This window comes from Atopobium fossor DSM 15642 (genome assembly GCF_000483125.1).
Classification (GTDB): Bacteria; Actinomycetota; Coriobacteriia; order Coriobacteriales; family Atopobiaceae; genus Atopobium; species Atopobium fossor.
Genome location: NZ_AXXR01000003.1, coordinates 92,953 through 108,192, shown reverse-complemented (window position 1 = coordinate 108,192; position 15,240 = coordinate 92,953). Strand labels below are relative to the sequence as shown.

Here is a 15,240-nt window from a genome sequence, read left to right as displayed (position 1 = left end):
ATAAGCTAACAATTCTGCAAGATACTCTATAAAAGAGTTACAAAATATTTGACTTAAGGTATAATTCTGAAAAGGCGCAACGCTTCGTTTGCGCAGTTGAATGGAGGAATTATGGCTTTTTTTGATGGCGTTACGGGGGGCACTTCACCCAACTCCGGCGGAGCTTCGTCTTTTAGCGTTTCTCGCCTAGAAAATGAAGAGCGCAGTGTAGTGGCAAAACTTGGCCGTTTTAGTGTGCTTGAGTACACACGTGACCGCTCAGTTGGGCCAGACAATGCAGTAACCGAGTACTTTATGTCCAAGATGGATGTCCGTCGTCGTCAGGTCATTATTGATTTGGATGGCTCTGTGCCAGCGGTATTGCAGGCGGGTGCTATGCAATGGGTTGCTGGTAATGTTGAGAGTGAGACGGGCATTAAAAGTGCAGGTGACTTCTTTGGTAAAGCCTTGCGTGGCGCTGTTACTAATGAATCTGCCATAAAGCCTGAGTATTCCGGCATAGGTAAACTGGTTCTGGAACCTACCTACAAGTACATTATTTTGCAAGATGTAAGCAGTTGGCCTGGCGGCATGGTTATTGAAGATGGCATGTTCTTGGCATGCGATGGTAGCGTGCAGCATTCTGTTGTAGCGCGTTCCAATCTGTCCTCTGCACTTGCAGGCGGCGAGGGCTTATTTAATCTTTCGCTTTCCGGCAACGGTGTTGTGGCGCTAGAGGCTAACGTTCCCATGAGCGAGCTCATAGAAGTTGAGCTTAACAACGACACCCTCAAGATTGATGGCAACATGGCTGTTATGTGGTCTGCTGGTTTGCAGTTTACGGTGGAGCGTTCCAGCAAGAGCTTGCTTGGCTCGGCCATTAACCAGGAGGGTCTGGTCAATGTATTCCGTGGTACGGGTAAGGTTTTGATGAGTCCTGTTGCTCCAACAAGCAGTCTGTTTGCTGCTACGCACAGCGAGTAAGCTATCGAGAAGTTCTGTGTAACATGTGAGATTTGACACGTATTGCACGTGCAAGATACCCCAAAGTTGCAGTGAGGTTGTTGTGACTTTGGGGTAGTTTCTTATACAGAATGCCATGAGGATTTGAAATCAAAAAATTTCTTAAAATGCAATAGTACACATTCAAAATAATATTAGGTATGCTGAATATATCTTCCATATTATGCGTGTAAATAGTAAGGATTCCGCAAAGAAAGCGGTTTCATATACTCTGTAGATTTCTACAGGAAGGGGTTTTTATGAAGGGTTACGCAATGCTCAAGATTGGCGAGTCTGGCTGGATTGAGAAAGAGCGTCCAACCTGCGGTCCTTTGGATGCCATTTGTAAGCCACTTGCTATTGCTATTTGTACATCTGACGTACATACCCTGTGGGAAGGCGCTATTGGTGACCGTCACAATATGATTTTGGGTCACGAGTGCTCTGCCGAGGTTGTAGAGGTTGGCGAGTGTGTTAAGGACTTCAAGCCTGGCGATCGCGTACTGGTGCCTGCAATTACTCCTGACTGGAACTCTCTTGAGGCTCAGGCTGGCTATTCCATGCACTCTGGTGGCATGCTTGCTGGCTGGAAGTTCTCCAACTTCAAAGATGGCGTGTTCTCTGAGTTCTTCCATGTAAATGATGCAGATGGTAACTTGGCACATATGCCTGAGGGTATGGATCCTGCAGATGCCTGTATTTTGTCTGATATGGTTCCCACAGGCTTCCATGCAGTAGAGCTTGCTGATGTTCAGTTTGGTGATACTGTCTTGGTAATTGGTATTGGACCTGTAGGTTTGATGAGTGTCGCTGGTGCGGCACTTCATGGTGCTTCTCGCATTATTGCCGTTGGTACTCGTCCTGTATGTGTTGAGGCTGCAAAGGGCTATGGTGCTACTGACTTTATCTCTTACAAGAATGGTCCCATTGCTGATCAGGTCCTAGAGATGACCAATGGCAAGGGTGTAGACCGCATTTGTGTAGCTGGTGGCGGTGTAGAGACCTTTGAAGAGGCCGTTAAGGCTCTTAAGCCTGGTGGCAAGATTGGTAATGTTAACTACCTGGGCTCTGGTGATTTTGTAACCATTCCTCGCGTTGAGTGGGGCGTTGGTATGGGTCACAAGGATATTCGCGGTGGCCTCATGCCTGGCGGTCGCCTGCGCATGGAGAAGCTATCAAGCCTAGTAGAGGCTGGTCGTCTTGACCTACATCCTGAGGTAACCCATGTATTCCATGGCTGGGATCACGTAGAGGAAGCACTGTTCCTCATGCGCGATAAGCCCGCAGATCTTATTAAGCCCGTTGTTGTTATTGACTAACGTCGGCTTGCTTTGGCCGCACGCTTGTTGTGTGGTGTAGATACACGTTGCAGGGTCGTCGGGTTTCTCGACGGCCCTGTTTTTGGAGTGGTAATGGATATCTTGATTGTCTCTGGCTTTTTAGGTGCAGGTAAAACTACGTTTATTCGTGAGTTGGCGCGTCGTACGGGTCGCGATTTTGTGGTGTATGAAAACGAGATTGGCCAGGCAGATATAGATGCACAACAACTACGGAATTCTTCCGAGCTAGAGGTATGGGAGTCTACCGAGAATTGCATTTGTTGCTCGGGCAAGCAGGACTTTGCTTCTTCTGTGCTCACCATTGCCAATACGTTTGATCCTGATTACTTGGTGGTTGAGCCTACCGGCATTGCGCGACTAGGCAGTGTGCTAGAAAATTTATCCAAGGTAACATATGAACACATTCGTTTATTGCCATCTGTTACCGTGGTTGATGTGCTTAATTGCGAGCATCAGCGTTTAGTACAGCCAAGCGTGTTTGATAATCAAGTTGCAGCTGCTTCTACAATTGTGTGTTCCAAGGTTGCCCATGGTACGTCAGATGAGGCTGCTGCTCGAGTGAATGATATAGTGCACAAAGCTAATACTTCTGCTGCACTTGTATGCGAGCCTTGGGATGCACTTCCAGATGAGTGGTGGGCCTCGCTGCTTAGTATGCCTGCTAAGAAAACAGCTGCTGGTAATCTAACGCAGGATGCTGCTAAAAGTGTAATACTATCTGATACGAGCGATGAGGTCGATGAGCTGGAGACGTTAGCACTTAAGTATGTAGCACTACCCACTCCTTCGCATCTTATTTGGATTGTTGACGCTTTGGCGTGCGGAGCATTTGGCCAAATCTCTCGTGCAAAAGGCGTTGTAAAGTGTGGAAATCAGCTTGTTCGTTTTGATGTGGTTGATCGTTCATGGGCTCTTACCGGTGCGGAAGATTCTATTGATGAAGAAGATATTCGTGCCGTTTTTATTGGTCGGCATCTTAACCGTCATGCGCTGCGAGAGTTCTTTGTACCAGTGTTGCAGCGTGAGCATGCAGAGATTAAGGGCCATCACCACCACCATGAGCCTGGTGAACATAAACATGGCGAGCATGAACATGGAGAGCATGAACATGGGCATGATGACTGCCACGATGGGTACGAGCATTCATGAATCCCGTTACCTTAACAATTGCGTCCAGGTCGGGCAAAACCGCCACACTGTATAGACATGATTCATTGGATGTCTACCTTCCACTTATAGTACTCAATGCTAGGAATCCCAGTGCTTCGGAGCTTTTTGTACAGTGTCAGGAATTGGACTGCAAACCATTTAACTTGTTAGTGATTTCTGGCTTTGACTGGAACAATGATTTGTCACCTTGGCAGTCTGATTCTGTCATGAAGCATGATGGAGGTTTTGCAGGGTATGGACCCAAGCATCTAGATTTTATCGTGAGACAAGCTTTGCCTGCTGTGTTTACACAACTAGGATTTACAAAAAAAGATACGCTGCCGCCTTGTTATCTTGCCGGGTATTCTTTGGCAGGCTTGTTTGCACTTTGGGCTCAGTTTGAGACTGACGTATTTTCTGGTGGGGTAAGCAGTTCGGGTTCGTTGTGGTTTCCAGGCTTTTTTGATTTTGCAGTAACGCAGAGTATGCTCAAGACAAAATATCCTAAAATCGAATATCTTTCTTTAGGAAGTCGAGAATCAAAAACGCGCCATCCACTTCTAAGCCAGTCAGAACAGTTAGCAGTTGCTTTGTCTTCTCATTTTAAAAAGCAGGGGGCTGTCTGTACGTTTGAACTCAATTTAGGTGGTCGCTTTACTGACGAATGGTTGCGCCTTGCAAAAGGTATTACATGGCTGCTTCAAGAAGTACAAACTAAGACTGAGCAATAATAAGCTGTGTAGTACTGCCTTCCAAAGATTCGGTTAGCTGCTGTTTGGGATCCTTCTCACAAATAATAAGATCTGCTTCTTGAGGGCTGGCAAATTTAATCAAACCCTGTGCGCTAATTTTACTGGAATCTATAAGCACGCAGGTTTTTTGTGCACAGGTCATAAAAGCACCTTTGAGCTCTGCCATTTCTTGATTGTTGGTCATAAGGCCACGCCTTGGCACAAATGCAGTGGGACATACAAAAGCAATATCAGGATGTAGAGATTCGAGCATTTGCAAGGAAAGCCAGCCGCTCGAGTAGCGGTGCCCCTTACGTAGTTTGCCACCCAAAACAATAACGTCCATAGCGGGCATAGAGCGGTCAACCAAGTCTGCAATGGTAAAGTCATTAGTGATAAGCGTAATACCTGTTTTGCCTGCTAAAGTTCTTACAAATTCAACAGCTGTGGTGCCTGAATCTACCAAAATTGATGTGTTGTTGGAAACCAGCTTTGCTGCTGCTTGCGCAATAGCCCGCTTGCCTTCTGCATTGAGGTTAACACGCTGGTCTTGCAAAGAAACGGTAACAGTGCGCGCAAGGGCAATAGCACCACCGTGAGTGCGTCGTAAACGGCCGTCCCTCCCTAATACATCTAAATCATTGCGTACGGTGACGCGAGAAACACCAAACAATTCTGCAAGTTGATTGACTTGAACCGAGCCCTCGCGGTCTAACAAATCCATAATGCGGGCACGACGTGCTTCCACAAAGCCAGTAATGACATTGTCAGTTTGGGTGGCTGAACTGACGGAACTAAGTGGGGGTAGTGTTGTAGAGGAGGAGGGTTTTATAGTCATCAGGATCTTCTTAGCAGTATACTTAAATGTGTATAAAACGTGTAGAAACTATGAAGCGTTGTTCTAAAATAATGATAACAGTTCAACTTGTTTTTTCTTGCTTTTATCGATAAACGGTGCACATCAAAACAAAACGTAAACAAAAGATAAGAGAAGCATGATTGAATGTCTGTAATCTTAAATTATTTGCAGGTAAATAGATATAAATAGCATGAGAACTATGCTAAAAAAGCGCGTAAAATATACCTAACAGCACATTTGTTTTATGGATAAAAACAAGCTCTAAAGGAAAGTTTTCTATCGTAAAACAAGATCTGTTTGTCCATGTAGTACTGCATGTAATTGTGAAGAACTACAGAGGTCTTGTGCCAGAAGTGCTCAGGACAAGACAGAACAAGTGGGAAGGAAACCCTGCAATGCTCGTAAGTACTAGGGAAATGTTGTTGGATGCACAGACACAGCACTATGCAGTTGGCGCTTTTAATGTAGAGAACCTCGAGTTTGTGATGGCTGTTATTCGTGCTGCTGAGGTTAAAAAATCACCTGTGATTATGCAAACTACCCCTGGTACGCTAAAGTATGCGGGTTTGGATCATTTTGCTTCCATGGTACGTACGGCTGCAAAAAATGCAAGTGTGCCCGTAGCTTTACACTTGGATCATGGTGATGGTTTTGACCGCTGCATACAGGCAATCCGTGCAGGTTATACCTCCGTTATGATTGATGGATCACATGTTGCGTTTGAGGATAACATTGCGCTTACCTCATCTGTTACTAAGGTTGCCCATGCAATTGATCTGCCAGTAGAGGCAGAACTTGGTAAGGTGGGCGGTAAAGAGGATGATGGTCCTGCGGTAGAAGGAGAGAATCCCTATACCGATCCCGATGAAGCAGTAGAGTTTGTAGAGCGTACAGGCTGCACTTCGTTGGCTGTTGGTGTAGGTACTGCACACGGCGTTTATAAGGGCATTCCCCATATTGAACAGAGTGTTCTTAAGAAGCTTCGTTCGTGCTTGGATATTCCTTTGGTATTGCATGGAACTTCTGGGGTGCCTGATGAACAGGTAGCAGAGGCAATTCAAAACGGTATTTGTAAGGTTAACTATGCAACCGAATTACGCCAGGCGTTTATGGCTGGCTTTATGGAGTATATGGCTGCTAACCCGGATTGCTTTGATCCTAAGAAGCCTGCAACTTTTGGCATGGCAAATATCCAGAAGGTTGTTGAAGATCACATGGATAACCTTGGTTCTGCCAATCGTGCATAAGAGCAGGTATGGGAGTAGGTAATGATTTACACCCTCACAACTAATCCTGCAGTGGATATGAATATCACGAGCGATGAGCTGCGTTTTGATAAGGTCAATCGCACACGGGATGCCGTGTATACACCTAATGGTAAAGGTTTAAATGTGTCTTTTACCTTGGCACAGTATGGCGTTGATTCCCAAATCCTTGGTTTCTTTGGTGGCTTTACCGGTAACTACATTGTGGATGGCGCCTCTAAGATTTGCCCCGTCAAACCAGTGTGGATTGAGGGCATTACGCGTCTGAACGTATTTCTCACCGTGGGTAATAAGGAATACAAGCAGGTAAATGCTGGTGCACCAGTAAGCCGAGAAGCTCAGCTACAAATGCTCGACCTTATTGATAGCTTGAAAGATTTGGATTGCTTGGTTATTTCTGGCAGCTTATCTCCCCATATGAACCCTAGCTATTACGATGAGCTCATTGATGTGGCACAGGCAAAGGGTGCGGAGTTTGTACTGGATATTTCCCATCCATGTTTGGCTCATTTGGTGGAACGCAAGCCTTTGCTCATTAAGCCAAATGACGAAGAAGTAGCAGATATTTTTGGTGTGGATGTTCGCTCTGAGCGGGACATTATCAACGCATTACATATATTGCATGAACGTGGTGCAAAAAATATTTTGCTTACACTGGGTGGAGAAGGCGCATATTTTTATGATGGGCAGCAGGTATATCACGCTACAGCTGCCAAGGTTGATGTTCTTTCTACGGCTTGCGCGGGTGACGCAACCCTTGCGAGTTTTTTGTCTGTTTGGAAAGACAGCCGTAGTGAGGTCAAACGTGCTTTATCTCGTGCTATGGCAACGGGTGCCAATGTTGCTATGAGTGCTGGTTTGGGAGACTTTGCTTTAGTGGACGTGCTGTCCAAACAAATTGAAGTCTCACAGATAAAGTAGGGTAATCGCGCGTAAGCGCAAAGGGGGATGTGCCATAGAGCACACAAGAAGGGAGGAGTTGCACATGGCTGAAGACACACAGGTCTACGACATCATCGCAGCTACCGGTTGTCCAACGGGCATTGCACACACCTTTATGGCCAAGAAGGCGCTGGAGGATGCTGCAGCTGCCAAGGGTCTTACCATTAAGGTAGAGACTCACGGTCAAGTAGGCATCGAGAACGAGGTCACGCCAGCCCAGATCAAGGCTGCCAAGGCTGTAGTTGTTGCTGCCGATAAGGACGTTAATGCCGAGCGTTTTGCTGGCAAGCCTATGGTTTCCGTAGGTGTTAGCAAAGCAATTAAGAAGGAGGATGCCGAGGCTCTTATCGAGCAAGCTTTGGCTGCTCAGGCTTCTGGCGAGATGACCACTGAAGTTGCAAATTCTGGTGCCCAGTCTGCTGCTCCTGCAAATGAGTCTATAGGTCACCAGATTTACAAGCACCTTATGAACGGCGTAAGTCACATGCTGGTATTTGTTGTTGCTGGTGGTGTACTTACTGCTATTTCGTTCCTCTGGGGTATTACCTCATTTGATTCTACTGCTGCAGACTACAATGCCTTTGCTGCATTGCTTAAGACCATTGGTGGTATTTGCATGGGCCTTATGGTTCCCGTGCTTTCTGCTTATATTGCAGAGTCCATTGGTAAGCGTCCTGCATTAGTACCTGGCTTTTTGGCAGGCATGATTGCAATTCAAGGTCTTCCCGTATCCCCAGATACAGGTCTTATTGATGCCGGTGGCGCTGGCGTAGGCTTTGGTTTCTTGGGTGGCATTATTGGTGGTTTCTTGGCCGGTTATACCATTTTGCTTTTGGAGAAGGTCTTTGCTAAGCTTCCCGAGAACCTCAACGGTCTTAAGGCAATGTTCCTCTATCCTTTGTGCTCTGCCTTTATTGTTGGCCTAGTAATGCTTGGCATTTCCGGTCCCATGGCAGCAATTAATACTGCAATGATGGACTTCCTTAAGGGTCTTTCTGCTTCCGGTCCTATCGTATTGGGCCTTGCTATTGGCTGCATGTGTGCATTTGACATGGGTGGTCCTGTTAACAAGGCTGCTTACGTAACCGGTACTGCAATGCTTACCGAGGCTCTAGCTACTGGTGTTGGTACCTCTACCTATAACTTTGGTACTAACTTCATGGCTGCGGTTTCTGCTGCTTGCATTGTTCCTCCGCTGATTACTACCTTTGCTGTTCTTCTGGGTAAGAAGTACTTTACTCAGGAAGATCACGATGCTGGCTTGGTTAACTTCATCTTGGGCTGCACCCACATTACCGAGGGCGCTATTCCTTTCATGACCAAGAATATTTGGCCAGTTATGCCCATCATGATGCTTGGTTCTTCCATTGGTGCCATTCTCACCATCTTCTTTGGTGTACATGATCCAGCGCCTCACGGTGGCTTCTTGGTATTGCCTGTTGTTGACGGCGGCCTGATGTGGGTTGTAGCAATACTGGCTGGTACCATCGTTGGTGGCTTGTTGTTCTTGCTCTTTAAGCGTAACCAGTACATCAAGAATGGCAATAAAGTTATTGACTAAGCTTCCGCCCGCAAAAGTTGTGCTTTACAAGCTGTCTAACTAACCAATCGTTGCTTCTTTTGAATAGATAAAATACTAGGAGCAATAGAACCCAGTTCACATGTGAGCTGGGTTCTATTTTTATATAGCTCGATTACCCTCTAGTCATTATTAATATTAATAATGACTAGAGGCAACAGCTACAGCATTTTATCCAGTGCTCTTCATCCAACTCTATGTGCATCCAAACAGCATAAAAAAGGGTTATGGTGCAACTGAGTTGGCAATGATTGCATCTTGGCTGTCTGTTGAGGGTAGATGAACGCGCGCTTTGTATACTTGAGCCATCGAAGAGAGGGATAGAGTAATGCGAATTTTTATTGACGAGAAGCGCGGTTTTGAGGGTATTGAAGTACATCTGGTAGTAGATCCAGACAATCCTCGTCTACCACGCTTGCTTGAGCTTTTGCGGGTTAGTGAAGGTAAGTTTATTGCATATGAAGGTTCAGGAACTGTACGGAAGGTGCTTCCATTTGCACAGGTGGCATTTATAGAGGCCCATGAGCCAGGAGCACTTATTCATTGTATGGATGGACGCGTTTTTGAAAGCGCTCAGCGTTTGTTTGCTCTAGAGAATGCCCTAGGAGGCACAGAGTTCATCCGTATTTCAAAGCAGCTTATTGTTAATTTTGATGCTGTGGTTGGTATTAGGCCAGAGCTCAATGGTCGTATGGTGCTTGAGCTACAGGGCGATACCACTGTGTTGGTATCACGGACATATGCAAGCGTCATTAAACAAAAACTAGCTTCATGGAAGTAAGGAGAGTGCTATGGGTTTCTATTTTGCAGAATCTTCTCACGAAAAAAACAATGCTTTTACTCGTATGTTGCGCGGTGCAGCACAGGGATGCGTTCTAGCTGTTGTCATGCTTGTGGTGGGGGTGCTTCTGGATTATGTTATGAAAGGATCCTTTTTGCATAACAACCTCATAGCAAGCATTATTGTTGCAGGAGTTGCCGGAGGAATTTTGCAAGAATTTTGGTTTGACTACGATACCAAGATTCTGGCTTCATTACACTACACGCTACGTATCTTAGGCTTTGGTCTGAGCTATTTTGTGGTGCTCTTTGGTTGTGCATGGTTTGGTATGTGGCTGCCTGTTACTAATATTGCCGCATGGGTTACGTTTGTAATTCTCTACCTACTCATCTTGGCAATGCATACCATAGTGATCAATGCTGCATTTAAAAAGCAGGGTGGTACCTATGTGGAGCAGCTTGAAGAGTATAGAAAACATCAGGATAAATAATTGTTTCTTCGCAGTGTGCTACAGGGCTTTTTTTGATAACGTAGGATAATTATTATCCAAACGAACAAAGGAAGCCCATGCAAGAGCAGACTGCCATGCGCTTAAGTACAAAAAACTCCATCGTAGTTGGCATTACCCTTTTCTCGATGCTCTTCGGTGCTGGCAATCTTATTCTTGCTCCTATGGTTGGCGCTCAAGCTGGTACTGCTGCAATTCCTGCTTTAGCTGGATTTATTGTTTCTGCAGTTGGATTGCCTATTTTGACCATCGCTGCTGTTGCAAAGATTGGTTCTGCAGCGCAATTGGGCAATCTGATTCATCCGGTATTTTCCAAAGTGTTTATGGCACTTGTTTATTTATCAATTGGTCCGTTTTTGGCAATACCCCGTACAGCCTCTACGTCTTTTAGGATGTTATTGCCGTTATTGGACCTTTCTCAGGATGGCGTAGCCCTTGCACAGGTGCTTTTTACGCTTGCATTTTTTGCGGCAGCTTTTGCACTGGCAATGCGACCTACTATGCTCAATAAACTTATGGGTACGTTTTCTGGTCCCGCTCTTATTGTTCTTATTACGTTGCTTGTAGGTAAAACGCTCATGTTTCCACCTGCCACTCCAGAGCTCACTCAGGTGGCCGCCTATGCTTCTAATCCAGCAGCAACAGGCTTTATTCGCGGCTATGAAACTATGGATATGCTGGGCACTCTTGCCTTTGGTGTAGTAGTTGCATTAAATATTAAGTCTCTAGGGCTGGAAGATCCTAACGCTATTTCTGGTCAGGTGATTTACTCTGGTATTGTTGCTGGCATTATTATGGCAGCGGTATACATCGGCATGGGTTTTATTGGTTTAACCACCGGTCCTTTAGTTGGTGCTACTGTAAATGGTGCGGATATTATTTCTTCTGCAGCCAATATGCAGTATGGAGTTGCTGGGTCTGTATTGGTGGCGGCAATCTTTTTAATTGCCTGTCTTAATGTGTGCGTTGGTCTTGTTAGTTCTATTTCCGAATACTTTGTTACTACGGAGGTAGGGGAGCATCTAAGTTATAAGCAGCTCACAATTATTACTGTTTTAGTTTCTGCTGCATTTGCTAACTTTGGTCTTGACGCTATTTTGGCATATTCGGTACCAGTGCTTTCTGCCTTGTACCCCGTTACAATTATTCTGATGATAATGGGACTTGCTGGTGGGATTAAGCCTGCTACTGCACTTGCATGGAGGCTTACTGTGGCAGTGTGTATCATTATTAGTGCTTCTGTAGCTATAAGAAACGGTTTTGCTCCAAAGACGTGGATTGTGTTTGATGTGCTTCCTTTGGCAAAGCTTAGCTTGGCTTGGCTTATTCCTTCGGTTGTAACCTTTTTGCTTGGCTGGATGTATAGCGTTGCTGCAGGTAAAAAGCATTAAAAGTTGACGTAGTATTTCATAAAAATTTATGCGAATCAAAGAAGGACCTCCTCATAAAAGGAGGCCCTTCTCGTAAAAGGTTTATTGACAAGAAAACTCGAAAACTTACATGGTCTTACTTGCTGTAGTTGTAAAAGCCCTTGCCTGCATTAATGCCAAGCTCACCAGCATCAATCTTGGCTTTAAGCTTTGCAGCAATTTTTGCATGCAAAGAAGTGGGATCTGATGCGTCAGGCTGCATGACATTGATGTTGTAAGCAGTGGTCAAACCAACAATGTCTAGGATGCGGAAAGGACCAGCGGGGGCACCTGTGCCAAGCATCCAGGTTTTATCGATAGTCTCTGGATCAGAGACATCGTTAGCCCAAAGCGCGAGACTGGAGTTAAGGAAGGGAACGAGCATAGAATTGAGGATGTATCCTGGCTGCTCCTTGTGGAGTTGTAGGGGAACCATGCCAATTTGATCTGCAAATTCTACAACCATATCGTAATACTTTTGCTCTGTGCCAGCATGACCCATGACCTCGCCAGTGTTGTGAGCCCAAATCTCGTTTGCAAAGTGCAAGGCCAAGTATTTCTCAGGGCGACCAGTAGCCTGAGCAAAAGTGCTAGGAAGCATGGTAGAGGAGTTAGTTGCTACAACGGTGCGCTCGGGGAGGTACTTTGCAAGCTCCTGATAAAATGCGGTCTTTTGCGCGGGATCTTCTGCAATAGATTCAATAACAAAGTCTACATTTGCAGCCTCTTCGTAGCTGGTGGTGAGCTTAAGGCCGTTGTATGCCTTGAGCACCTGCTCCTTAAGAGCATCAATGCCATTAGCATCAGGCTTTACACCCCAGCTTGCGGGCCAGGCGATATTTTCATTAGTCTTTGCATCTTCAAGAATACCCAAGTAAATATCGCGCAGGCGATCAAACTTAGGCTGAGCACGCTTAATAGAATCCTCAGAACGTAGCCATACTGTGGTGTCAAAACCCTTAAATGCAGTTTGGAATGCAATCTGGCTGCCCAAAACGCCGCCGCCTGCTACCGTAACCTTCTTAAAGCTCATGACAAACCTTCTTTCTTATAAAACGCGCGGGATGCGCGTTGTGTATGTTGGAACTACAGCCCTTCTGCCCACAATATGCGTTTCAAAACAGATATTTCGCAATTCTCAAAAAAAAGATTGTATACAACCAAATTTAAAGGGGGATACCTAGAATAATCACAAAAGAATGCGGACTGAGGCAAAGTTTCCTCGGCTCTATAAGGAAGGATCCAACCATGTCTTTGTTTGATGCTCTTGAGAAGCGCCGTACGGTGTATGCTCTTAATAAGCAGCTTCCTATCTCTGATGAGGAGGTTATCAACATTGTTAAGCGTGCTACCGCGCTGACTCCCGATGCCTTTAATATGAAGAGCGCTCAGGCCTTTGTGGTAATGGGCAAAAAGCAGGATGAGCTCTGGGATGCTATCTATGATGCTTTTGATGGTAAGGTTGCTCGTGAGAAGATTGATGGTTTTAAGGGCGGTGCTGGTAGTGTCTTGTTTTACATTGACGAGAACAAGGTAAAGACAATGCAGGAGCAATTTGCTCCCTATGCTGCAAATTTCCCTATCTGGGCTAACCAGGCAAACGGTATGCTTCAGTCTAATATTTGGTCTGCTTTTGCAGAGCAGGGTATTGGTGCAAACTTGCAGCACTACAATCCCGTTATTGATCAAAAGATTGCAGAACTGTTTGATATCCCCGAGGGCTTTAAGCTGGTGGCACAGATGGTGTTTGGCGGTATTGTTACCCCTCCCGATGCTAAGCCTGCAGATGATGGAACGCGTGTAAAGGTTATCCGTTAAGGTGTAATAAGCTTGCTACCCTGGGCGAGAAACCCAAGCAAGATTATCCAGATTAACATTCTTTGCCGAGACTGCATGGTTATGTGGTCTTGGCTTTTTGCACCGATAATCCAGCGCTTACTCCATTGGACTTCTTAGCAAAAGACAGACGGTGTATGGAGGAGCTCAATCCATTATGATTAGGAGCATCATTTGGATGATTTAAGCCTTGCGGGGCATAAAGGATGTTGCATGAAGAAGGTTGTTAGAGACCAAAAGTTTCGTGATGAGTACGCACAAGATCTTAAATATAAGCGTGTGACGCTTGGAATTGGTACAGTTTTGATGCTTGCTTGGGTTTTAGCGAGCTACCAATTTAAGGGTTGGCCCGTACGCTTACTACAGGTTTTAGTGGGTGCGTATTTTATTGCATATACGGTTAATGATGCACGCTTTAATTTTGAAAAGCTGGATAACCTTGGCAGATTCAGATGTATCTTGGGTGTGGTATTGGGCATTATTTTGATTGCTCACGCGGTGATTTTTATGGTGATGTCTGTATGAAACGTTTAAAAGCGCGCTTTATGGCGCATCCCGTAGGTACCTCTATTGAGTTTGCTTGCATACTTATTATGATTGGCTACAACTTATTTGCCCTGACTTTTAATGCGTACAATTATCGCATGAGCCAGATGACCATGGGCATGTGTTTTGTTGCGTTTGGAATTACAGAGTTCATCATCAATCCCAAGAAAAACAGCAAGTTGCTCTCACTACTCTTTATTCTCATGGGCATTATTGATTGTGTGTTGGCTATTTTTCCACACTAAGAGGCATACTTGCTTTTGGAGATGCGCGTTTTATTATACGGAGCTTTACAAATATTTGACATTTTAAAAACCTGCCTTTGACATGCGACTTCTATTGTTTTTGTTGAACGTCCGTACCGTTCAACATGAAAACAAAAAAGGAAGTGGTTCGCATATGTTACAAAAGCTCATGCAAGGCACCTTACGGGTACGTGGATTTTTCTGCACGGTAGCAGCTGCTCTTTGTGTGGTTGCTTTGGTTGGATTGAGCGCCTGTGGTTCTTCTCAACCTGCTGAGACAGGCTCATCTACAGGCGCAACTGGTGCAATCTCTGTAATTTCTCGTGAGGATGGTTCGGGAACTCGCGGGGCTTTTATCGAGCTTCTTAAAATTGAAGACAAAGAGGGCAATGACGCTACTACATCAAGCGCTGTTGTAAGTAACTCTACTGCAACTGTTATGACTACGGTTGCTGGCGATAAGGCCGCTATTGGATATATTTCTCTTGGCTCATTGGATGATAGCGTAAAAGCCATTGCAGTTGATGGGGTAGAACCTACTGCTACCTCCGTTAAGGATGGTTCTTATAAAATAGCGCGTCCCTTTAACGTTGTTACTGGTTCTGAGCTCAGTGACAATGCAAAAGATTTTCTTGCCTTTATTCTTTCCTCGGAGGGACAAAAGATTGTCGAAGATAATGGCTATGTTGCTGCTGTAGATAATCAAAGTGCGTATACTGCATCCAACATCAGTGGCAAGATTACGGTTGCCGGTTCTTCTTCGGTAACTCCCGTTATGGAAAAACTCGCAGAAGCATATCAAAAGCTTAACCCCGGCGTATCTGTTGAGGTCCAGCAGTCTGATTCATCCACTGGTGTTCAGGGTGCTATTGATGGCGTGTGTGACTTGGGTATGGCTTCTCGTGAACTTAAGGATTCCGAGAAAGCAAAGGGTGTTTCTTCAACGAGCATTGCTATGGACGGTATTGCAGTAATTGTCAATAAGGATAATGCCCTCTCTGGTCTTAAGGCTGATCAGATTCGATCTATCTATTTGGGCGAAATCGCTGATTGGTCGGAGGTGGCATAA

At 45.3% G+C, this 15,240-nt stretch carries 16 protein-coding genes; 14 read left to right on the top strand and 2 right to left on the bottom strand.

All coding sequences use genetic code 11. The features are described from left to right. Positions 1-111 precede the first annotated feature (111 nt). The 4 genes from G469_RS07845 to G469_RS0100500 all read left to right on the top strand — a co-directional run bounded on the left by G469_RS07845 (position 112) and on the right by G469_RS0100500 (position 4,201). Entirely contained in the window at positions 112-963 is an 852-nt protein-coding gene (locus G469_RS07845; protein WP_084522247.1) for an AIM24 family protein, read from the top strand. 278 nt (positions 964-1,241) lie between these two features. Beyond that, the gene (locus tag G469_RS0100510) at positions 1,242-2,300 is read left to right on the top strand and encodes an NAD(P)-dependent alcohol dehydrogenase (RefSeq protein ID WP_028263384.1); all 1,059 of its coding nucleotides are present in this window, start codon (positions 1,242-1,244) and stop codon (positions 2,298-2,300) included. A gap of 93 nt (positions 2,301-2,393) precedes the next feature. Continuing rightward, positions 2,394-3,470 (top strand): CobW family GTP-binding protein, encoded by a 1,077-nt coding sequence (locus tag G469_RS0100505; RefSeq protein ID WP_028263383.1) that lies wholly within the window; start codon positions 2,394-2,396, stop codon positions 3,468-3,470. After that, entirely contained in the window at positions 3,467-4,201 is a 735-nt protein-coding gene (locus tag G469_RS0100500; protein WP_051353661.1) for a hypothetical protein, read from the top strand. The genes G469_RS0100505 and G469_RS0100500 overlap by 4 nt, the downstream gene beginning before the upstream one ends. On the opposite strand, the gene G469_RS0100495 is transcribed toward G469_RS0100500, so the two are convergent. After that, on the bottom strand, positions 4,185-5,039 hold the full coding sequence (locus G469_RS0100495) for a DeoR/GlpR family DNA-binding transcription regulator (protein WP_084522246.1): 855 nt from the start codon (positions 5,037-5,039) through the stop codon (positions 4,185-4,187). The genes G469_RS0100500 and G469_RS0100495 overlap by 17 nt on opposite strands. Before the next feature lie 416 nt (positions 5,040-5,455). Between G469_RS0100495 and G469_RS0100490 the strand changes: the two genes are divergently transcribed. From G469_RS0100490 to brnQ, 6 genes are all read left to right on the top strand, one after another. After that, on the top strand, positions 5,456-6,307 hold the full coding sequence (locus G469_RS0100490) for a class II fructose-bisphosphate aldolase (RefSeq protein ID WP_028263380.1): 852 nt from the start codon (positions 5,456-5,458) through the stop codon (positions 6,305-6,307). A gap of 21 nt (positions 6,308-6,328) precedes the next feature. Beyond that, a complete protein-coding gene (locus G469_RS0100485; RefSeq protein ID WP_028263379.1) occupies positions 6,329-7,246 on the top strand; it encodes a 1-phosphofructokinase family hexose kinase in 918 nt (305 codons plus the stop codon). Between the two features lie 64 nt (positions 7,247-7,310). Then, positions 7,311-8,828 (top strand): PTS fructose transporter subunit IIC, encoded by a 1,518-nt coding sequence (locus tag G469_RS0100480; RefSeq protein WP_028263378.1) that lies wholly within the window; start codon positions 7,311-7,313, stop codon positions 8,826-8,828. Between the two features lie 346 nt (positions 8,829-9,174). Continuing rightward, complete coding sequence (locus G469_RS08800; protein WP_051353660.1) at positions 9,175-9,627, top strand: LytTR family DNA-binding domain-containing protein; 453 nt, start codon at positions 9,175-9,177, stop codon at positions 9,625-9,627. Between the two features lie 10 nt (positions 9,628-9,637). Next, complete coding sequence (locus G469_RS07835) at positions 9,638-10,117, top strand: hypothetical protein (RefSeq protein ID WP_051353659.1); 480 nt, start codon at positions 9,638-9,640, stop codon at positions 10,115-10,117. 77 nt (positions 10,118-10,194) lie between these two features. Continuing rightward, on the top strand, positions 10,195-11,526 hold the full coding sequence (gene brnQ / locus G469_RS0100465; RefSeq protein WP_028263377.1) for a branched-chain amino acid transport system II carrier protein: 1,332 nt from the start codon (positions 10,195-10,197) through the stop codon (positions 11,524-11,526). Positions 11,527-11,641: 115 nt separating this feature from the next. Here brnQ and G469_RS0100460 read toward each other — a convergent pair whose 3' ends face one another. Next, positions 11,642-12,577, bottom strand: coding sequence for a 3-hydroxyacyl-CoA dehydrogenase (locus G469_RS0100460; RefSeq protein WP_028263376.1), 936 nt, complete (start codon positions 12,575-12,577; stop codon positions 11,642-11,644). Between the two features lie 215 nt (positions 12,578-12,792). On the opposite strand from G469_RS0100460, the gene G469_RS0100455 reads away from it, so the two are divergent. The 4 genes from G469_RS0100455 to G469_RS07830 all read left to right on the top strand — a co-directional run bounded on the left by G469_RS0100455 (position 12,793) and on the right by G469_RS07830 (position 15,240). Next, positions 12,793-13,362: a nitroreductase family protein gene (locus tag G469_RS0100455; protein ID WP_028263375.1), complete on the top strand. Its 570-nt coding sequence runs from the start codon at positions 12,793-12,795 to the stop codon at positions 13,360-13,362. A gap of 231 nt (positions 13,363-13,593) precedes the next feature. Then, entirely contained in the window at positions 13,594-13,905 is a 312-nt protein-coding gene (locus G469_RS0100450; protein ID WP_028263374.1) for a hypothetical protein, read from the top strand. Further along, complete coding sequence (locus G469_RS0100445; protein WP_028263373.1) at positions 13,902-14,171, top strand: hypothetical protein; 270 nt, start codon at positions 13,902-13,904, stop codon at positions 14,169-14,171. The genes G469_RS0100450 and G469_RS0100445 overlap by 4 nt, the downstream gene beginning before the upstream one ends. Positions 14,172-14,325: 154 nt before the next feature. After that, positions 14,326-15,240, top strand: a complete 915-nt coding sequence (locus tag G469_RS07830) for a substrate-binding domain-containing protein (protein WP_035425199.1) — start codon at positions 14,326-14,328, stop codon at positions 15,238-15,240.

Bases quoted from the DNA above. Each gene is read 5' to 3' on its own strand.
- G469_RS07845 (WP_084522247.1), top strand. From the start codon at position 112: ATGGCTTTTTTTGATGGCGTTACGGGGGGCACTTCACCCAACTCCGGC.
- G469_RS0100510 (WP_028263384.1), top strand. From the start codon at position 1,242: ATGAAGGGTTACGCAATGCTCAAGATTGGCGAGTCTGGCTGGATTGAG.
- G469_RS0100505 (WP_028263383.1), top strand. From the start codon at position 2,394: ATGGATATCTTGATTGTCTCTGGCTTTTTAGGTGCAGGTAAAACTACG.
- G469_RS0100500 (WP_051353661.1), top strand. From the start codon at position 3,467: ATGAATCCCGTTACCTTAACAATTGCGTCCAGGTCGGGCAAAACCGCC.
- G469_RS0100495 (WP_084522246.1), bottom strand. From the start codon at position 5,039: ATGACTATAAAACCCTCCTCCTCTACAACACTACCCCCACTTAGTTCC.
- G469_RS0100490 (WP_028263380.1), top strand. From the start codon at position 5,456: ATGCTCGTAAGTACTAGGGAAATGTTGTTGGATGCACAGACACAGCAC.
- G469_RS0100485 (WP_028263379.1), top strand. From the start codon at position 6,329: ATGATTTACACCCTCACAACTAATCCTGCAGTGGATATGAATATCACG.
- G469_RS0100480 (WP_028263378.1), top strand. From the start codon at position 7,311: ATGGCTGAAGACACACAGGTCTACGACATCATCGCAGCTACCGGTTGT.
- G469_RS08800 (WP_051353660.1), top strand. From the start codon at position 9,175: ATGCGAATTTTTATTGACGAGAAGCGCGGTTTTGAGGGTATTGAAGTA.
- G469_RS07835 (WP_051353659.1), top strand. From the start codon at position 9,638: ATGGGTTTCTATTTTGCAGAATCTTCTCACGAAAAAAACAATGCTTTT.
- brnQ (WP_028263377.1), top strand. From the start codon at position 10,195: ATGCAAGAGCAGACTGCCATGCGCTTAAGTACAAAAAACTCCATCGTA.
- G469_RS0100460 (WP_028263376.1), bottom strand. From the start codon at position 12,577: ATGAGCTTTAAGAAGGTTACGGTAGCAGGCGGCGGCGTTTTGGGCAGC.
- G469_RS0100455 (WP_028263375.1), top strand. From the start codon at position 12,793: ATGTCTTTGTTTGATGCTCTTGAGAAGCGCCGTACGGTGTATGCTCTT.
- G469_RS0100450 (WP_028263374.1), top strand. From the start codon at position 13,594: ATGAAGAAGGTTGTTAGAGACCAAAAGTTTCGTGATGAGTACGCACAA.
- G469_RS0100445 (WP_028263373.1), top strand. From the start codon at position 13,902: ATGAAACGTTTAAAAGCGCGCTTTATGGCGCATCCCGTAGGTACCTCT.
- G469_RS07830 (WP_035425199.1), top strand. From the start codon at position 14,326: ATGTTACAAAAGCTCATGCAAGGCACCTTACGGGTACGTGGATTTTTC.